Genomic DNA, 19,196 nt, shown 5'->3' on the forward strand with positions numbered 1-19,196 from the left:
TTTAACCGCGTCCTGTTTGAATTCTTCTGTGAAATTGGCATTACCCATGACGATCTCCTTGCCTCATTTTTAAGGGACAAGGTGTCTACAATTCTAGGGGCTATTCAGCTCGACCCGCGCCTTGCGCGCGAAAAACTGCGCATCGCAGCACGAGAGGCCAAGAAATTTCCAGAGCTGGCGAAGGCGCACAGGCCGCGATCGGCGTGGGAATGGGTGAAGGGCTCAGAGGCGGAGATTCAAGCGCGGGCAGCGCTGTCTGCGTAGCCCCCTTGCCCATCAACAGCGAACAGGCGGGACCAGAGAGATTACCGGGGCGAAGAGAAATCCTCGCCCTTTTTGTTGGGCACGGTATCAGCTTGATCCTGGCAAGCTTCACCATTCCGCTTCAAAGCCTTTCAAATCAGCACAGGTTTTGTGAAACCCATATGACACCCAGGACAAGAACTTACCCCGAAGGGGTGAGCTTTCAAGATTTTGATTTTCAAAGGAGAAAATGGTGGGTGATCACAGGCTCGAACTGTGGACCCGCTGATTAAGAGTCAGCTGCTCTACCAACTGAGCTAATCACCCACGCCCTGTTTCATCAGGGTGCCGCTAGTTAGCAAAGCTGGAATCAGATGTCCAGCACAAAGCGCCAAAAAATCAGGCGCAAACAAAAATATCTTTCATAAATCCGGAATAAATTTTTTAAATCAATACATTGGAGACAAAATCAAAAAATGCCGCCCGGGCACATGCTCCGGGCGGCGAAATCCTTAAATTCCCCGAGAGAGCGCGAGGCTCCGTCGTCAAGCGCCCTCATCCTTCGACGAGCTCAGGATGAAGTTGCAGAGCGTGGCCCTTCGACGGGATCAGGGCTTCAGGCGCGCGGTGATCGGCTGCGGCGCGCCCTTCTGCCCGCGCGCCAGCAGCTTGTTGAGCGCGGAAATATAAGCGCGGGCGCTGGCCACCAGCGTGTCCGGATCGGCGCCCTTGCCGGTGACGGAATGGCCATTCTGCGACAGGCGCACCGAGACTTCCGCCTGCGCATCCGTGCCTGCCGTCACCGCATGCACCTGATAGAGCTCCAATGTCGCCTCATGCGGCACGGCTGTATGAATGGCCTTGAAAATCGCGTCGATCGGCCCGTTGCCAGTAGCCTGATGCGTAATGTGCTGACCGTCGATATCAAGCGTCAGGGTTGCCGATTGCGGGCCCATGGTGCCGGCCACGACCATCAGGGCGAGAACTTTGATACGGTCATGCGCCGAGACGATCTCGTCATCGACAATGGCCTCCAGATCCTCATCGTAAATGTGCTTCTTGCGGTCGGCCAGATCCTTGAAGCGGGTGAAGGCCACTTCCAGCGCATTGGGGCCCAGATCATAGCCCAGTTCCTTGAGCTTATCGCGGAAGGCATGGCGGCCCGAATGCTTGCCCATGACGAGCGAGGTCTTGGACACGCCCACCGATTCCGGAGTCATGATCTCATAGGTCTGGGCATTCTTGAGCATGCCGTCCTGATGGATGCCGCTCTCATGCGCAAAGGCGTTCCGCCCGACAATGGCCTTGTTATATTGCACCGGAAAGGACGTAACCGCCGAAACCAGCTTGGACGCGCGGGTCAGCATGGTTGTCTCAATGCGGTTATGATAGGGCAGCTTGTCGCGCCGCGTGCGGATGGCCATGACGACTTCTTCCAGCGCCGCATTGCCCGCCCGCTCGCCGATGCCGTTGATGGTGCATTCCACCTGCCGCGCGCCCCCTTCCAGCCCCGCCAGCGTATTGGCGACGGCCAGGCCGAGGTCGTTATGGCAATGCACCGAGAAGATGGCCTTGTCAGAATTGGGCACGCGCTCGCGCACCGTGCGGAACATGGCGCCATATTCCTCCGGCACTGTATAGCCGACCGTATCCGGCAGGTTGATGGTGGTGGCTCCGGCCTTGATCGCGGCCTCGACGCAGCGGCACAGGAAATCCATTTCCGTGCGCGTGCCATCCTCTGCGGACCACTCGACATCCTCAACGAGATTGCGCGCCCGCGTGACGGAGGCCGTCACCATGTCCAGCACCTGTCCCGGCTCCATCTGCAATTTATATTTCATGTGCAGCGGCGAAGTGGAAATGAACGTGTGAATGCGTGGGCGTCGCGCATGTTTCACCGCTTCGCCGGCACGGTCGATATCCTTGAACTGGGCGCGGGCAAGCCCGGCCACGGTCGCCGTCTTGACGCGGCGGGCAATCTCGCTCACCGCCTCGAAATCGCCGTTGGACGCAATGGGAAAGCCCGCCTCGATCACATCGACGCCCAGCGCGTCGAGCAGATCGGCCACCTCGAGCTTTTCCTCGAACGTCATGGACGCGCCGGGGCATTGCTCGCCGTCGCGCAAGGTGGTGTCAAAAATGATGATGCGGTTATTATCGCTTGGTGCCTGAGCCATCTGGCTCTCCTGAAAATTGGGATGAAGAGGGAAAACTGCTTGTCAAACCCCTGAGTGCCCAGGCAAAGCCCAGCCGACGCTCAGGGGCGGCTAAGAAGCAGGCCAGATAGCGAGAGGGCGGCAGCAGAAACCGGGGCGTAAACACCCTGATCGTTCTGAACAATAGCTGCCTGCTGCCTCAAAGGCCGGTTCCTTGCATATGACTATATCCGCTTATAGCGCAATATCGGCAAAGCTGACAAGCGCCAGTTGATTATAACGGCAGAAAGTCTATGCCTGACAGGGTTTGACGTCCATGGAGTTGACAATGCGTGCTTCCCCCCTGTTTCTGTCCGCAACTATTCTCGCCGGTGCCCTGCTGATCGCCGGGTGCAATGCTCAGGCGCCCGGCCCTTCGACGTCGTCCGGCGGCAATGCCGGGGCCAGCGTCGCTGTCAACAGCCTGAAACTGCCCGAAGGCGCTGGCTGCACCGGCGCGATTGCGCGGTATCAGGCCATTGTCGACAACGACCATCAGACCGGAAATGTCGAGGACGTGGTCTATAATGCCATCATGAAAGAGCTGGCACCTGCACGCAAAGCCTGCGCCGCCGGAAATGGCGGCGAAGCCGAAGCCATTGTCGAATCATCGAAAAAGCGGCACGGCTACCCCGGCTGAACCTCGAGATAGCCCTCGCCAACGAGAACAGCGCCGCCGCCGATGGTGGCGCTGCTCAGCCTGCCGCCATTCACCTCGAGCCCCAGCACGATCAGGCTTGGCCGGCCCATTTCGAAGCCCTGTTCGATGACGAACAGATGTTCGCCCTCGCCCGGCGGCTCAAACATCATGATCGCCCCGGCAAAAGCCGCCGCTGCCGAACCCGTGGCGGGATCCTCGGCAATGCCCATGTCTGGCGCAAACATCCGGGCGCGGAAATGATGCCCCTCACCTTCCGGCTCCGCGCAATAGAGATAGACGGGCTCCCGGCCAGCGCCGCCGAAAGCGGCGGCCCATGCGGAATAATCCAGCGTGACACGGGCCAGCGCGGCGCGCGAGCGCAGCGGCACAAATGCGAAGGGCACACCGGCCGAAAACCGCATGGGCTGGTGCACTCCAAATCCGATATCGTCCTGGCTGAGGCCCAATGCGCGGGCAATATCCGCGCCAGCGCCCAGAACGCCGGCAGGAGCCGGCAGTCTGGGAAGGGTAAAGCTGGCGCGCAGCCCGCGCCCCGGCCGCTGGCGCACCACGCAATCAATATCGCCGATGGTCTCCTCCAGCGAGAAATTCACGTCCTGCCGCGCCAGCATGGCCTGTGCATGCAGACGTGCCAGCAACACCGCCGTACCTACCGTCGGATGTCCGGCAAAAGGAAGCTCCCGCCCCGGCGTGAAAATACGCAACGCCGCAAGATTGATCGGATTTCGCGCCGGCAGCACGAAAACCGTCTCCGGCAGATTGAATTCGCGCGCTATGGCCTGCATCTGGCCAGAATCCAGCCCTTCGCAATCGACCACGACAGCAAGCTGGTTGCCGCTGAACGGCTTTTCCGTGAAGACATCAAGCAGGTGATATTTGCGGCGCATGAGAAATCCGAATCTCTTCTGTTGTCGGAGCCTGAATCTAACGCGCAAAGGTCAGCTGAGCTCAATAAAAAACCGGCGCAGGAAACCTGCACCGGCTTGAAGAGCGATGAAGCTGCACGTCCTCATTGCGAGGAGGCATAGCTTACGAAGCAATCCATCCTGTGGATGGCTTCGCTGCGCTCGCAATGGGGAGCGCGCCTCTTGTTTAGTTCTTGGCCTTGTCGACCATCTTGTTCTTGCCGATCCAGGGCATCATGGCGCGCAGCTTCTCACCGACCTCTTCGATCTGATGGGCATTGTTGCGGGCGCGCACGGCCTTGAACGACGTCTGGTTGACCTTGTTTTCCAGCATCCAGTCGCGGGTGAACTTGCCGCTCTGGATGTCATCCAGAACACGCTTCATCTCGGCCTTGGTTTCAGAGGTGATGATGCGCGGACCGGTGACATATTCGCCATATTCAGCGGTGTTGGAAATCGAATAATTCATGTTGGCGATGCCGCCTTCATAGATCAGGTCGACAATCAGCTTCACTTCGTGCAGGCACTCGAAATAGGCCATTTCCGGCGCGTAGCCAGCTTCCACCAGCGTTTCGAAGCCAGCGCGGATCAGCTCGACAAGGCCGCCGCACAGCACGACCTGCTCGCCGAAGAGATCGGTTTCGCACTCTTCCTTGAAGGTGGTTTCGATAATACCGGCGCGGCCGCCGCCAATGGCCGAGGCATAGGACAGGCCGATGTCATGGGCATTGCCCGAAGCGTCCTGAGCGATGGCGATGAGGCAGGGCACGCCGCCGCCCTTCTTGTATTCGGAACGCACGGTGTGGCCGGGACCCTTCGGAGCAACCATCAGCACGTCAATGTCCTTGCGCGGCTCGATCAGGTTGAAGTGCACGTTGAGACCATGCGCGAACAGAAGCGCCGAGCCTGCCTTCATGTTGGGCGCAAGATCGGCGCGGTAGATATCGGCCTGCAGTTCGTCGGGGGTGAGCATCATCACCACGTCGGCCCATTTAGCGGCATCGGCCACTTCCATGACCTTCAGGCCTTCGCCTTCGGCCTTGGCTACCGAGGGGGAGCCTTTGCGCAGAGCGACAACCACGTCCTTGACGCCGGAATCGCGCATGTTGAGCACATGGGCATGGCCTTGCGAGCCATAGCCGACCACTGCCACTTTCTTGCCCTTGATCAGGCCGATATCTGCATCCGAATCATAATAAACGCGCATATGTCTTTTCCTTAAACTGCGACCGTTTCAGGCCATTTCAACGACAATGTCCCGCGATGTTCTAGTGATGTTGCGCACGCGGGGCAAGCCCATGTTGCGGGGGTTTTGGCGGAATTTCACCCCGGCGCTGCAATGAAAAGCCTGAATCCAGGCCGGTGAGCACGCCCGGTTACATCTGGTCCGGACCGCGCGAAATGGCGGCGACGCCGGTGCGCGAAACCTCGACAAGCCCTATGGGCCGCATCAGTTCGACAAAATCGTCGATCTTGGATGGCTTGCCGGTCAGTTCGAACACGAAGCTCTCGGTCGTGGCATCGATGACACGGGCGCGGAAGGCTTCGGCAAGGCGCAGCGCCTCGGAGCGGTTCTCGCCCTTGCCGCGCACCTTGATCATGGCCAGTTCGCGCTCGATGAACTTGCCGGAAACGGTCAGGTCGGTGACCTTATGCACAGGCACGAGCCGCTCAAGCTGATGGCGGATCTGCTCGATCGTTTCGGGCGCGCCCAGTGTGACTATGGTGATGCGCGAGAGATGCTCGGCATGGGCCACTTCTGCCACGGTGAGACTTTCGATATTATAGCCCCGGCCTGAAAACAGGCCCACCACGCGGGCGAGCACGCCGGGTTCATTGTCCACCAGCACCGAAAGCGTATGGCTCTCGACGTTGGATTTGAACGAGGCGGATGAATAGGGCGAGGGAGGTGAAACAGGAGCGTTCATCGTTTAAATCCTTGAAACATAGCCATATTTTATGCCCTTCCCCTTCATCCTTCGAGAGCCTCAGGATGAGGGGAAGGAGAGCGGTGCATGCTGTCGTGCTTGCCTCACCCTGAGGTTCTCGAAGGGTGGGGCAAGAAGAAAGCGCTTCACACCAGCATCTTGCCCTTGGAATCGATGGCGCTGCCGATATCCTCATCCGCATCGCCGAGCAGCATCTCATTATGCGCCTTGCCCGACGGGATCATCGGGAAGCAGTTTTCCATCTTGTCGACAATACAATCGAAGATCACCGGCTTGGGCGTCTCGATCATCTCCATGATTGCCTCATCGAGCTTGGCTGGGTCGGAGCAGCGGATTCCGTGTCCGCCATAGGCTTCAGCCAGCTTGACGAAATCCGGCAGCGCCTCCGAATAGCTCTCCGAATAACGCCCGCCATGCAGCAGTTCCTGCCACTGACGCACCATGCCCATATATTCATTGTTGAGGATGAATATCTTGACCGGCAGGCGATATTGCAGCGCCGTCGACATTTCCTGCATGTTCATGAGGATGGAAGCCTCGCCGGCAATATCGATGACCAAGGCCTTCGGATGCGCCATCTGCACGCCGATGGCGGCTGGCAGGCCGTATCCCATCGTTCCCAGACCGCCCGATGTCATCCAGCGGTTCGGCTCCTCGAAATGATAGTGCTGCGCTGCCCACATCTGGTGCTGACCCACTTCGGTGGTGATGTAGGTATCGCGGCCCTTCGTCAGTTCATAGAGACGCTGAATGGCATATTGCGGCTTGATCGTGCTGGACGAGTTGCGGAAAGCCAGCGATTTGCGCGCCCGCCATTGGTCAATCTGCGCCCACCAGCCGTGCAGGCTGGGCTTTGTTTCGGTATTGGCCCGCCAGAGCCGCGCCATATCTTCGAGAACATGGGCGCAATCGCCGACAATGGCGATATCCACCTTCACGTTCTTGTTGATGCTGCTGGGATCGATATCGACATGGATCTTCTTCGAATTCGGAGAAAATGCGTCAAGACGCCCGGTGATACGGTCGTCGAAGCGCGCGCCGATACAGATCATCAGGTCGCAATCATGCATCGCATTATTGGCCTCATAAGTGCCGTGCATGCCCAGCATGCCCAGCCATTGCTTGTCCGAGGCAGGAAAACAGCCAAGGCCCATCAGGGTCGACGTGACGGGAAATCCGGTCATGCGCACCAGTTCACGCAGCAGCACGGAGGCTTGCGGGCCGGAATTGACCACGCCGCCGCCGGTGTAAAAGATCGGCTTCTTGGCCTTGATCATCAGGTCGACGGCATGCCTGATCTTGGCCAGATCGCCCTTGACCTGCGGCTGGTAGGTCTTGTGATGGACATTCTTCGGCCCCGTATAAGTGCCGGTGGCAAACTGGACGTCCTTTGGAATGTCGATCAGCACCGGCCCCGGACGACCGGAGCGCGCCACATAAAAAGCCTCATGCAGAATACGCGGCAGATCGTTGATCGAGCGCACCAGATAATTGTGCTTGGTGCAGGAGCGCGTGATGCCGGTGGTGTCGCATTCCTGGAATGCGTCCGAGCCGATCAGATGCGTCGGCACCTGTCCGGTAATGCAGACCAGCGGAATGGAGTCCATCAGGGCATCGGTGAGGGCCGTTACGGCATTGGTCGCGCCCGGGCCTGAAGTGACGAGCAGAACGCCGACCTTGCCGGAGGAACGGGCATAGCCTTCAGCCGAATGGCCGGCGCCCTGCTCATGCCGCACAAGCACGTGCTTCACATAGTTCTGCTGGAAGATGGCGTCATAAATCGGCAGGACAGCACCGCCGGGATAGCCGAAAATCGTATCGATACCCTGGTCTTTCAAGGCGGCAACCACCATTTCCGCGCCGGTCATCTGTTTCGACATTGAACTCGTCCTTAACTGGTTTCGCTTGGTCTAACTCTTCCATGGAATTCAGACAATAAAAAAGGCCCCGTGTGGGACCTGATATGCGCCAACAGCTGGATCAGGATTAATCCTGTCCACCTCCCGGCGCGCTGCATACGAGAATGATCTGCTTCATATTCTCACCAAATTAGACTTGACCACGTTAGCGCAGGAGAATGGGCAGGTCAAGCCAGATGGACATATGTCGGCAAAGTGCGAAGAAAGATCGCTGCGCTTTTGCTAGTGACAATATCCTTATTGATTTGCGGATGTTCTGCGCCGGGAGTGCAAAACGCATAAGGCTGTAAGGCTTCGTCATGCGCGGGCTTGACCCGCGTATCCACGCGGATGGCCGTATCAGGCGCAGCCGCGACGAGCTTTGATATTTGTTGCGTTCACATCGTTCTCTCCCCGCAATGCGGGCCGAGGGCACGCGAGCGCCTGTTTCCGCTCAACGCAAAAAAATCCGAAGAAGCGGCATGTTTCATTATCATAGCCTCAACACGGCACGTTACCCGCATGACCGGATACTTTTCATCCCTGTAATATTTTCGCTGCAGCAATCTGTCTCGACTTGAGTCATACTGATCTATAAATGGATATGAACTCAACAGATCCTCAAAGTATTGCTGCCGCTTCGCCCGCAGCCGCGCCAGCGACTGCCTCGCCGCCAGCGCGTCTGACTGCCCGCGCCCTGCTGCTCGGCGAGCGTATCGATGCCAGCGGGCTTGAGCGTCCGGACATGATCTCGGCCAATCCCCTCGCCTATCATGTCGGCACGACGGGCCTTGTCGCCATTTATCGCTTCGGCGTCGCGGTGCTTGTTGGCCTCTCTCCGCATGAAGAGGAGGATTTTCTCGACAAGATCCGCTCCCGCGTAACCGGAAAACGCGCGAGGATCGATGATGAGATCGCGTATCTGGCGATTGCGCCGGAGCATGAGGACAAAATCCCGCCGGGCGGGCCGATTCAGGCCAAGGATCTCTCCGAAGCCCGCTTTCTCGTCGTGGCCGACGCGCTGGCCAAGAGCGTGTCGCTGACGCGCGACGAACGGGAGGTCAATGCCGTTTTCGACGTGATCGAGCCTTTCGCCGCGCAACTTGCCGAAAATGGCCGCCCGCCATGGAAGCGCCGCGCCATGCTGCGCATGATCGGCCAGGCACTGCTGGCGCAGCATCGCGTTTCCGGCCGTGTCGCCATCGAGGAAAAGCCGGATATCCTGTGGGACAGGCCCGATCTTGAACGTCTCTATGCCCGCCTTGAGGATGAATATGAACTCAAGGAGCGCGCCGCTACCCTCAAGCTCAAACTCGAAGTCATTGTCGAGACGGCAAGGGCCCTTACCGATATCATCGACGCCGACCGGGCCACGCGGCTCGAAGCCACCATCGTCGTGCTGATCGTCGCCGAAATTCTGATCACCTTCTACCAGATGTTCTTTTTCCACGGCGGACGCTAGCCGATTTCAGAGCATTGCCGCTCCCAGCCGCGGCGCGGCCGCCGCATCCGGCAGCCAGATAAAATCAGACAATTGATGCCTCGCGAACGTGAACTGGCGCTTGGCATATTGGCGCGTATCGGTCTGCCCGCGTGCGATCGCGGCCTCCCGCGTGCTTCGCCCGCGGATATAGTCAAGCAGTCCCGGCACGCCATGCGCGCGCATAACCGGCAGCATCGGATCAAGTCCGCGCGCGCCAAGCCGTTCAGCTTCCTCCACGGCGCCGCTGCGCATCATTACCTCGAAACGCGTGTCGATCCGCGCCATGAGCGCTTCACGCGGCGGCGCCAGAAACCAGCCCGCATAATGCGTGAGCAGCGGCGGGCTGCGCCGGCCCTGCCAATAGCCCAGAGAGCGGCCCGTTGCGGCAAGCACTTCCAGCGCCCGCAAAATCCGCTGCGGATCGGACGGGCGAAGCCGCTCCGCCATCTGCGGATCGAGCGCGGCAAGGCGCGCATGAAGCTCCGGCGCGGACAACCCTTCGGCGCTGGCCCGCACCTGCGCCCGCACCTCCTCCGGTACGGGCGGTATATCGGAAAGACCCTGCGTCAGGGCCTTGAAATACATACCGGTGCCGCCGACGAAAATCGGCAAGCGGCCTGCGGCGCGCGCCGTTTCCAGCGCGAACCGGGCATCCTCCAGCCATTTTCCGACCGAATAATTGACCGCTCCGTCGACATGGCCGAACAGCAGATGCGTAATGCCCGCCTGTTCTTCGGCGTCCGGGCGCGCGGACAGCACGAATAAATCGTCATAGACCTGCATTGAATCTGTATTTATGACGACGCCATCATATATATGAGCCATGGCAATGGCCAAGGCCGTCTTGCCGCTGGCTGTAGGGCCGGCAATGAGAAGGGCCTGAGGAAGTTGCGTCAAAATCGAATCCAGGTTGTCTGAAGATGCCAGAGTTTAACACTGTTGCCACGCTCGTTTCAAACCCGGCAAAGCCGGGCCTCTCCCCCGCCCTGATCGACAAGGCGGGCAAGGCTCTCGGCGCGCCGAGCCAAACCGACGTGCTGGCCGAAGGGATTGCGGCCGACCTGCATTTCAATGCGGGCGCGGAAGACTTGCGCCGGGCGCTGAAGGACGAACCGGTCGACATCATCATCCAGCCGGCGGCCCAGCGCCGCAAGAAGCTGTTTCTTGCAGATATGGATTCGACGATGATCGGACAGGAATGCATCGATGAACTGGCTGATCTCGTCGGAGTGAAAGAGCATGTCGCCGCGATCACCGAGCGCGCCATGCGCGGCGAAATCGCATTCGAGCCGGCGCTGCGCGAACGCGTCGCGCTGCTCAAAGGCCTGCGGGCCGATGTGGTGGACAAGGTTATCGCTGAACGCATCACCCTCACGCCGGGCGGCACGGCGCTTGTAAAAACCATGCGCAAGTTCGGCGCCTACACTGCGCTGGTCTCAGGCGGCTTTACGTTGTTCACGGGCAAGATCGGCCCGATGATCGGCTTTCATGAGCATCGCTCGAATGAATTGCAGGTGGAAAACGGCCATTTCCTTGGCCGCGTCGCGGAGCCCATTCTCGGACGCGAGGCCAAACTGGCGACATTGAAGGAACTGCGCGAAAAATTTGCCCTCGCACCGCATGAAACAATGGCGGTCGGCGATGGCGCCAACGACCTTGCGATGCTCAGCGAAGCCGGCCTTGGCGTCGCCTTTCACGCCAAGCCCAAGGTGGCCGAAGCGGCACATGCCCGCATCGACCACAGCGATCTTACCGCCCTGCTCTATGCACAGGGCTACCGCCGCGAAGACTTCGCCGCCTAGTCCAGCGACAGCGTCACGAACTGCGAACCGCCCTGCATATCGCTGACCAGCAGCAGGGCGTTTTTCTTGCCCTCCGCTTTCAGGGCGTCGATTTTCTTCGCGACATCAGCGGGCGTCTTCACGCTTTCCTGCGCCACTTCCAATATGACGAAGCCCGGCGCAAGACGCTTGTCCGCCGCTGCGGAATCCGGATTGACATCGACGATGAGAACGCCGCTGACATCGGCCTTGATATTGAACTTCTGACGCAAATCGTCGGTCAATGTCGAAAGGTTCATGCCGAGCACCAGCCGGGTCTTGGGTTCGGGCTTGACAGGAACGCTGTTATCCTTGCCCGCTTTCTTTTCACCGTCCTCAAGCCGCGCCAGAGTGACGCTCTTGGTCAGTTCCTTGCCCTTGCGCATGATGACAACATCGACAACCTTGCCGACCGGCGTTGCGGCCACCATTCCCGGCAATTCGCGCGATTCCTTCACGTCCTTGCCGTCGAACCTGATAATCACGTCTCCGGGTTCCAGACCGGCAGGCTTAGAAGGGCCACGCTCGTCAACGCTGGCGACGAGGGCGCCGCGCGCCGTGCCAAGGCCAAGCGCTTCGGCAACGGAATCATCAACCGGCTGGATCTTGACGCCCAGCCAGCCGCGGCGCGTCTCGTGAAACTGCTTGAGCTGCTCGATCACCGGCATGACCGTGGCCGAGGGCGTGGCAAAACCAATACCCACAGAGCCGCCGGAGGGCGAGAGAATGGCTGTGTTGATGCCGATCACCTCGCCATCCATATTGAACAGCGGCCCGCCGGAATTGCCCTTGTTGATCGCGGCATCTGTCTGGATGTAATTGTCGTAGGGTCCGCTTTCGATATTGCGGTTGCGCGCCGAGATGATGCCGGCCGTCACCGAACCGCCCAGCCCGAACGGATTGCCGACGGCAACGACCCAGTCGCCGACGCGCATCTTTTCGCTGTCGCCGAATTTAACGGCCTTCAGAGGCTTGTCCGGCTTGACGCGCAGCACGGCCACGTCGACTTTGGGGTCAGTGCCGACAATCTCGGCCTTCAACTTTGTGCCATCGGTCAGAATAACCGTGACATCATTGGCATCGGCGATCACATGATTGTTGGTGATCACGATGCCTGCCGGATCGATGATGAAGCCCGAGCCCAGCGACGTGGATTTGCGCTGCATCGGCTCGCCATTGCGCTGGCCGTTGAATTTCTTGAACAATTCGTCGAACATTTCGTCGGGCGTGCCCTGCCCCAACCCGGATTTGGCTTCCGGCAAGGTTTGCGAGGCCGAGATGTTCACGACAGCATCCGTAACGCTGGCGGCAAGATCGGCAAAGGAATTGGGTCCGTGAGCCGGAACCGCCGACGCGGCCCATACAGGCCCCGACGCCAGAACAAGACCTCCGATGGTGGCCACAGCCAGCATCATGCGCCGCACGGGTTTCATATTCGCCTGGTTCATGGGTTCAGTGCTCCAACGAAATGCTATCGATCACGAATAAAGAGAGCAGAATTAGGGCGGCGTCCGAAAAGGCGCCGCCCTTGCATTCACTTTGCCGGCATATCCGCAACATGCGGCTGGGCGGCCGGTTTGGCGCCGTTGAAATAACGGAAAAAATCGGAGTCCGGCGACAGGATAAGGCGGGTATTGCCCGGCTTGAACGCATGGTCATAGGCCTGCATCGACCGGTAGAAAGCGAAGAAATCAGGATCCTTGCTGAAAGCCTCGGCAAAAATCCGGTTACGTTCCGAATCGCCCTGGCCACGCAGAACATCTGACTGCTGCTGTGCCGTGGCGATGATGACGGTCACGTCACGATCTGCCTTCGAGGTAATGATCTGCGCTTCCTCGTTGCCCTTTGCCCGGTTTTCGGCAGCCTCGCGCTGGCGCTCGGACTGCATGCGGCTGAAGACTTTCTCGGAAATTTCCTTGGGCAGGTCGGCGCGGCGGATGCGGACATCAACCACCTGAACCCCAAGGCGATCCGCCTCGCGGTTGACCAGCGTCTTGATGCTGACCATTAGGTCGGCACGATGTGTGCGGATGATGTCGGAAACCGGCACTTCGCCCAGCACCCGGCGCACGGCAGAATTGAGAATGGAGTTGAGCTGGTTATCCGCCAGCCGTCCTGTGCCGACGGATTGATAGAATTTCAGAGGATCGACAATCGAATAACGCATGAACGCATCGACGACGAGGCGCTGATTGTCGGAAGCCAGCACTTCCTGCTGCGAGCTCTCAAGATCAAGTATCCGGCGGTCAAGGTGCACGACCCCCTCGATGAACGGAATCTTGAAATGCAGGCCCGGCTCCGTCACGATGCCGCGGCCCGGCACCGGCTCGCCAAAGCGCAGCACTAGCGCCTGTTGCGTCTGCCCGACCGTGAACACCGAGCTGAAGCCGACAATGGCAATCACCGCAAGAACGATCAGCGGGAAAATATTGTTGGAACGGTTCATTTGCCGGCTCCCGAGGCCTTGAGGTCATTGAGCGGCAGATAGGGCACAACCCCGCTTGAATTCTTGTCGAGGATCACTTTGTCCGCGCCGCCGAGTATGCGCTCCATGGTTTCGAGATAGATGCGCTCCCGGGTCACGTCAGGCGCCTTGACATATTGCTCGTAGATTTGCAGGAACCGCGAAACCTGCCCCTTGGCTTCCGCCACTGTCTGCTGACGATAGGCCTCCGCTTCCTGCAGGATGCGGGCGGCTCGCCCGCGCGCTTCCGGCACAACCTTGTTGGCGTAGGATTGCGCCTCATTCGCCAGACGCTGTTCATCCTGCTGGGAAGCCGTTACGTCCTTGAAGGCGGCAATGACCTGCGGCGGCGGATCCACCGGCAGCAACTGCACCTGCAGAATGAGAATGCCCGCATGGTAGCTGTTAAGCACGCGCTGCATCAGATCCTGCGTGGCAGGCTCGATATTCTTGCGGTCGGCGGTGATGATCTTCTGGAAATCGGTGCGGCCCACCAGTTCGCGCATCGCGCTTTCGGCAACGGCCCGAACCGTTTCGTCAGGATGGCGCAGATTGAAAGCATAATCTTCCGGATGAGCCGGATCGATCTGCCAGTTCACGCGGAATTTGACGTCGGCGATATTCTCGTCGCCGGTCAGCATCAGGCTTTCTTCGGGCGTAACGCCGATATCGATGCTGTTGCTGTCCGTCACGGCCGGCTTGACCACAGAGCCGATCGGATAAGGCAGGTTATAATTGAGGCCGGCCTGCGTCTTGCCGGTATAGCGGCCAAAAATCATGTTCAGGCCGACCTGATTGGTCTGCACCGTATAAAAGCCGGTCAGCAGCCAGACTACGATGCCCAGCGCAATCAAGGCCAGAATATTGCGCAGAGGCCAGGCCCCATTGCCGCCAAAACCGCCCATCATGCCTTTCAGCCTGCGGGCGAGATCGTCTCCCTTGATCGGCCCGCCGGGGCCTTGCCCCCAAGGGCTTGGTGTCTGAGGTTTCCATGGCCCGCCGCCAGAATCACCACCGTCATTATTGCTCCAGGGCATGAACACCTCATTCTTTGACCACAAGCTATATAGGTCACGGCGGGCGGCGTTGCAATGCGGCAAGGCGCGGCCATTGCGCCGTTCAGACGCGTACGGTCAGATTCGTTCGTAATCGACGAAAGCAAAGGCCGCATCGTCCTGCGGCCCCGCATCGTGGCTGATGCGCCGCACCTCCCGCCAGACGCGGACATCGGGCTGCGGGTAGAACGTGTCCCCCTGCGGCGCAAGGTCAACTTCGGTGACATAAAGGCGCGCCGCCGGTTCGAAGGTCTGGGCGTAAATTTCGCCGCCGCCGATAATGGCAATGGCCCCGGCGTTCATTTCGCGCCCGAGGGCATCGGCCTTGGCCAGCGCCGCTGGCAGATCATGCGCCACATGCACCCCCGGCGCGGCAAAGCCGCGGTCGCGCGTCACCACGATGGTCTCCCGGCCGGGAAGGGCCCTGCCGATCGATGCGAAGGTCTTGCGCCCCATGATCATCGGCTTGCCCATGGTCAGGGCCTTGAACCGCTGCAGATCTGAGCGGATATGCCAGAGGAGGCGGTTGTCGCCGCCGATAACGCCGTTGCGCGCGACGGCCACCACATGCCAGAGCGGCAGCATCACAGCCCCAGACTGGCTTGGGAGAGGAACCGATGAACATAGGGCGCGAAAGAGCGCCAGACCTCAATATGGAACGCGGTGGCCTGTCTGCGCCAGAGCACAACCTCGGCCTTGCCAAGCAGCGTCCGGGCGCACATCCCGACAGGAAAGGCGGACAGACGCAGGTCGAGCATGATACCGGCATTGAGCAGCGCTTCGGCACGCGTTCCGGAAACCTCCAGCGCGGTCTGACGATGCGAAATATCGACAAGACTATGCGGTATTGCCGCTAGCGCAGCCTCGAGCGTTGCGAAGGCCGGATCGTTTTCCGGCGCGAGGAGAAGCCATTCGTCCGGCCCGAGCGCGAGCGCGGCGCGGCCCTCGCCTTCGGCGGCACGACAAGGGGCGGAAGGCAGAGTCAGGCCAAGGGCCTTCCCCGCGGGCTCCAGCCCCCCTGCGCCGATGCGCAGGCTGCGCCGGGTCATGCGCGGTGCCGCTGTCATTTTCAGGGTAGAGCGGGTCTTGAGGTCCGGCAGGCCATCAAGCACGCAGATCATCTTCATCTCAGCCATTCAGCCGCTCCCCGGATTTATCGTAGAAAACAGGTTCCACCACCTGCACGGCATGAGATATGCCCGGCATCGGCACATGCAGCGTGCTGCCCATGCGGGCGCGCCCGTCGGCGACCAGCGCAAGCGCGATGGAGCGCCCCAGCGTCTCGCTCCAGTAAGCCGAAGTGACGTGGCCGAGCGCCGATGTGCCGGACGCGGGCTGCGCCTCCAGTGTGATCTGCGCCCCCTCCTCCAGCACCACATTGGGGTCGCTGGTCAGAAGTCCGACAAGCTGCTTACGCTTCGGCGCAACCAGATCGGGCATGGAAAGGCCGCGCTTGCCGACAAAATCCGGCTTTGCTTTGGCGATCATGCCGCCAAGGCCGAGATCGTCCGGCGTCACGGTGCCGTCAGTTTCCTGACCAACAATGATATAGCCCTTTTCGGCGCGCAGAATATGCATGGTCTCTGTGCCATAGGCGCAGGCGCCATGCTTCTGCCCCTCGGCCCAGATCGCCTCCCAGACAGCGCGGCCATAATCAGCCGGTACATTGACCTCATAGCCAAGTTCACCCGTGAAACTGACCCGGAACAACCGTGTCGGCACGCCGCAGATCCGGCCCTCGCCCACCGACATATGCGGCATGGCCAGATCAACCCCTTCGACAAGCGGCGCCAGAATGTCGCGCGCCCGCGGCCCCTGCACCGCGATCACCGCATATTGCTCGGTGATCGATGTCAGCCAGAGCGTGAGATCGGTGAATTCGGTCTGGAGATAATCCTCCATCATATTGAGCACGCGCGCCGCGCCGCCCGTTGTCGTCGTCACATGGAAACGATCTTCGGCCAGACGCGCCACAATGCCATCATCGATGACATAGCCCGCCTCATTCAGTAGCAGCGCATAGCGGCAGCGCCCCACGGCGAGCTTTTCAAAAGCGCCGGTATACATGCGGCCGAGGAATCTGGCCGCATCCGGCCCCACCACCTCGATCTTGCCGAGCGTTGAGGCATCGAACAGTCCCGCCTTGGAACGTACTGTCCGCACTTCAGCCTTGGTTGCAGCATGAATCTCGCTGCCAAAATACCAGGCGCGCTTCCATTGGCCGACATCCTCGAACGGCGCGCCATTTTCGGCAGCCCAGTCGTGAATAGCGGTCTTGCGCGTCGGATCGAACAGGTCGCCGCGCGAGAGCCCGGCAAAGGCGCCGAAAGTTACCGGCGTGTAGGGCGGACGGAATGTTGTCAGGCCCACCTGCGGCACGTCTGCGCCCAGAGCCTGCGCCGCAATGCCAAGCGCGTTCATGTTGGAGGTCTTGCCCTGATCGCTCGCCATGCCGGTGGTGGTGTAGCGCTTGACATGCTCGATCGAGCGCATGCCCTCGCGCGTTGCCAGCCGGATGTCGCGTGCGGTGACGTCGTTCTGGAAGTCGACGAAGGCCTTGAAGCTCTTCGGATCGCGGTTTGATGGCACAGCACCGCTGATGCCGGCGGACAGCGCCACATCGCCATCGGCATCGAAGGTTTTGAGCGTTCCTGCCTTGCAGCCGCAGGCCACAGCCGCCGCCGCACCCGCCGCATAGCCCTCGTTCAGGCAGGCGGAAAGCTCGAATGTGCCGTTGCAGGCACCGGCGGAAAACTGCTCCTGCGCCGCAACGCCCGGCACATAAATGCCGCGCGGATCGAATTTAAGCTTGCCGCGAGATTGCGAAAACAGATGCACGGACGGCGTCCAGCCGCCTGACATGGCCACGAAATCGCAATCCAGTTCGCCCGCAGGCGTCACGTCGCCGTCCCGCACTCTGCCCCAGGACACGCCGCTTACCCGCAGCCGGCCCTTTGTTCCGGTCAGGACAGCGCCGGTTTCAACGCGTATGCCCGCAGCGCGCGCCCTTTCCGTCAGCGCGCCGCCATCGGGCCGCAGATCGATAATGGCAGCAATCTGCGCCCCTGCGGCATGAAGCTCCAGCGCGGTGACATAGGCATCGTCGGTCGCCGTGAACAGCACGCCCTTCGTGCCGGGCCTGACGCCGTAGCGGTTCAGCAGCGTGCGCGCCGCGCTGGCCTGCATGATGCCGGGCCGGTCGTTATCGGCAAAAACCAGCGGACGCTCGATCGCCCCCGTGGCCAGCACGACCTGTCTGGCCCGCACCTGCCAGAGACGCTCGCGCGGCGCCTTGCCGTCTGCCTGCGGCAGATGGTCGGTCAGGCGTTCGGACAAGGCGACAAAGTTCTGCTGGTAGTAGCCGAAGGCCGTTGTGCGCGGCAGCGCGCGGATGCGCTCATGCATCGCCACAACCATCAGCATGTCGAGCGGCCATTGATACGCCTCGCGCCCGTCGATTGTCTCGCCATGGGCCGAGAGCAGCGAACCGCCGAATTCGGCCTGCTCGTCGCAGATGATCACATCCGCACCGGCCTCTGCCGCCGCCAGCGCCGCCGTCAGGCCCGCCGGCCCGGCGCCCACCACCAGCACGTCGCAATGCGCATAGATATTGGCATAATGGTCCGGATCGGCCTCGCGCGACGCAACGCCGAGACCCGCTGCAGCGCGGATCACCGGCTCGTAGAGCTTGTGCCAGAAGCTTCTGGGCCACATGAAGGTCTTGTAGTAAAAGCCCGCCGAAAATACCGGCGAGAGCAGGTTGTTGATCTCACCGACATCGAGGCCAAGCGAGGGCCAGCGGTTCTGGCTCGTGGCCACGAGACCGTCATAAAGCTCAACCTGACTGGCGCGCAGGTTTGGCGTTGCGCGCCCGCCGCCGCGGCTCACATTCACCAATGCGTTGGGCTCGTCCGCACCCATCGAGAGCAGGCCGCGCGGGCGATGATATTTGAACGAGCGGCCCATGAGCTGGACACCATTGGCAAGCAGCGCCGAAGCCAGCGTATCGCCGCGCAAGCCCGTGTAGGCCACGCCGTCAAAGGTGAAATGCACCGGCTTGGCGCGGTCGACGCGCCCCCCGGCGCTCGTGCGAAACGCCGCCATCAGGCAAGCTCCCTTGTAAATCTGGCCAGATCCGGCATGGGCTCCCCGGCTTTATAGGTCATCACGAATTTGTCGGTCACCGTATGGCGCACAGCATTGAAAAAGCGCCCGCAGCCGATGTGACGCCAGCGCTCGGCATGCAGCCCCTTCGGATTGGCGCGGAAATACATGAACTCGGCCCATTCCCCGTCGCTCAGCACAGACGGGTCGTGGGGGCGCGCGATATGCGCCTGCCCGCCATAGCGGAATTCGAGTTCCGGACGTTCCATCCCGCAATAGGGACAATGAATGAGCAGCATGTTGACTTTACCTCACGTCGACTTCAGTCGAATTGAATGTTCCAGAACCCCAAACAAAACGGCGACATGTTTCATATGCCGTGCGCGTCCCTTCTCCCCGTTTTCACGGGGAGAAGGACA

Annotated in this window: 17 protein-coding genes and 1 tRNA gene; 4 read left to right on the forward strand and 14 right to left on the reverse strand. The window is 60.5% G+C overall.

From position 1 onward, the window contains the following. Window positions 1-264: hypothetical protein (locus AC0N03_RS10765; RefSeq protein ID WP_474288748.1), on the forward strand; the 264-nt coding region annotated here is incomplete at its 5' end. Window positions 265-494: 230 nt separating this feature from the next. On the opposite strand, the gene AC0N03_RS10770 is transcribed toward AC0N03_RS10765, so the two are convergent. Both AC0N03_RS10770 and AC0N03_RS10775 read right to left on the reverse strand, forming a co-directional pair. Continuing rightward, window positions 495-570: transfer RNA gene (locus AC0N03_RS10770), tRNA-Lys, on the reverse strand. Window positions 571-851: 281 nt separating this feature from the next. After that, the gene (locus AC0N03_RS10775) at window positions 852-2,420 is read right to left on the reverse strand and encodes a 2-isopropylmalate synthase (RefSeq protein ID WP_474288750.1); all 1,569 of its coding nucleotides are present in this window, start codon (window positions 2,418-2,420) and stop codon (window positions 852-854) included. A gap of 307 nt (window positions 2,421-2,727) precedes the next feature. Between AC0N03_RS10775 and AC0N03_RS10780 the strand changes: the two genes are divergently transcribed. Continuing rightward, a complete protein-coding gene (locus AC0N03_RS10780) occupies window positions 2,728-3,078 on the forward strand; it encodes a hypothetical protein (RefSeq protein WP_474288751.1) in 351 nt (116 codons plus the stop codon). Here AC0N03_RS10780 and AC0N03_RS10785 read toward each other — a convergent pair. From AC0N03_RS10785 to AC0N03_RS10800, 4 genes are all read right to left on the reverse strand, one after another. After that, a complete protein-coding gene (locus tag AC0N03_RS10785) occupies window positions 3,066-3,986 on the reverse strand; it encodes a PhzF family phenazine biosynthesis protein (protein WP_474288752.1) in 921 nt (306 codons plus the stop codon). The two genes, AC0N03_RS10780 and AC0N03_RS10785, sit on opposite strands and share 13 nt — an antisense overlap. Before the next feature lie 205 nt (window positions 3,987-4,191). Further along, complete coding sequence (ilvC, locus tag AC0N03_RS10790) at window positions 4,192-5,211, reverse strand: ketol-acid reductoisomerase (protein WP_474288754.1); 1,020 nt, start codon at window positions 5,209-5,211, stop codon at window positions 4,192-4,194. 169 nt (window positions 5,212-5,380) lie between these two features. Beyond that, window positions 5,381-5,932: an acetolactate synthase small subunit gene (gene ilvN, locus AC0N03_RS10795; RefSeq protein ID WP_474288755.1), complete on the reverse strand. Its 552-nt coding sequence runs from the start codon at window positions 5,930-5,932 to the stop codon at window positions 5,381-5,383. Window positions 5,933-6,078: 146 nt separating this feature from the next. Beyond that, window positions 6,079-7,833, reverse strand: coding sequence for an acetolactate synthase 3 large subunit (locus tag AC0N03_RS10800; protein WP_474288756.1), 1,755 nt, complete (start codon window positions 7,831-7,833; stop codon window positions 6,079-6,081). Window positions 7,834-8,455: 622 nt separating this feature from the next. On the opposite strand from AC0N03_RS10800, the gene AC0N03_RS10805 reads away from it, so the two are divergent. Further along, complete coding sequence (locus tag AC0N03_RS10805) at window positions 8,456-9,313, forward strand: RMD1 family protein (protein ID WP_474288956.1); 858 nt, start codon at window positions 8,456-8,458, stop codon at window positions 9,311-9,313. A 6-nt stretch (window positions 9,314-9,319) separates the two neighbouring features. On the opposite strand, the gene miaA is transcribed toward AC0N03_RS10805, so the two are convergent. Then, complete coding sequence (gene miaA, locus AC0N03_RS10810; protein ID WP_474288757.1) at window positions 9,320-10,231, reverse strand: tRNA (adenosine(37)-N6)-dimethylallyltransferase MiaA; 912 nt, start codon at window positions 10,229-10,231, stop codon at window positions 9,320-9,322. A gap of 23 nt (window positions 10,232-10,254) precedes the next feature. Between miaA and serB the strand changes: the two genes are divergently transcribed. Beyond that, window positions 10,255-11,136: a phosphoserine phosphatase SerB gene (serB, locus tag AC0N03_RS10815; RefSeq protein WP_474288759.1), complete on the forward strand. Its 882-nt coding sequence runs from the start codon at window positions 10,255-10,257 to the stop codon at window positions 11,134-11,136. On the opposite strand, the gene AC0N03_RS10820 is transcribed toward serB, so the two are convergent. From AC0N03_RS10820 to AC0N03_RS10850, 7 genes are all read right to left on the reverse strand, one after another. Beyond that, on the reverse strand, window positions 11,133-12,602 hold the full coding sequence (locus tag AC0N03_RS10820) for a DegQ family serine endoprotease (protein ID WP_474288760.1): 1,470 nt from the start codon (window positions 12,600-12,602) through the stop codon (window positions 11,133-11,135). The two genes, serB and AC0N03_RS10820, sit on opposite strands and share 4 nt — an antisense overlap. 86 nt (window positions 12,603-12,688) lie before the next feature. Further along, window positions 12,689-13,600 (reverse strand): protease modulator HflC, encoded by a 912-nt coding sequence (hflC, locus tag AC0N03_RS10825; RefSeq protein WP_474288761.1) that lies wholly within the window; start codon window positions 13,598-13,600, stop codon window positions 12,689-12,691. Beyond that, on the reverse strand, window positions 13,597-14,655 hold the full coding sequence (gene hflK, locus AC0N03_RS10830) for an FtsH protease activity modulator HflK (RefSeq protein WP_474288762.1): 1,059 nt from the start codon (window positions 14,653-14,655) through the stop codon (window positions 13,597-13,599). The genes hflC and hflK overlap by 4 nt, the downstream gene beginning before the upstream one ends. A gap of 96 nt (window positions 14,656-14,751) precedes the next feature. Next, complete coding sequence (locus AC0N03_RS10835; RefSeq protein WP_474288763.1) at window positions 14,752-15,258, reverse strand: dihydrofolate reductase; 507 nt, start codon at window positions 15,256-15,258, stop codon at window positions 14,752-14,754. Next, a complete protein-coding gene (locus tag AC0N03_RS10840) occupies window positions 15,258-15,809 on the reverse strand; it encodes a sarcosine oxidase subunit gamma (protein WP_474288765.1) in 552 nt (183 codons plus the stop codon). Before AC0N03_RS10840 ends, AC0N03_RS10835 begins: the two co-directional genes overlap by 1 nt. Beyond that, window positions 15,802-18,780, reverse strand: coding sequence for a sarcosine oxidase subunit alpha family protein (locus tag AC0N03_RS10845; protein ID WP_474288957.1), 2,979 nt, complete (start codon window positions 18,778-18,780; stop codon window positions 15,802-15,804). The genes AC0N03_RS10840 and AC0N03_RS10845 overlap by 8 nt, the downstream gene beginning before the upstream one ends. Further along, on the reverse strand, window positions 18,777-19,076 hold the full coding sequence (locus AC0N03_RS10850) for a sarcosine oxidase subunit delta (protein ID WP_474288767.1): 300 nt from the start codon (window positions 19,074-19,076) through the stop codon (window positions 18,777-18,779). The genes AC0N03_RS10845 and AC0N03_RS10850 overlap by 4 nt, the downstream gene beginning before the upstream one ends. Window positions 19,077-19,196: the final 120 nt, after the last annotated feature.

The organism is Methylocystis sp. sgz306128 (assembly GCF_056032725.1).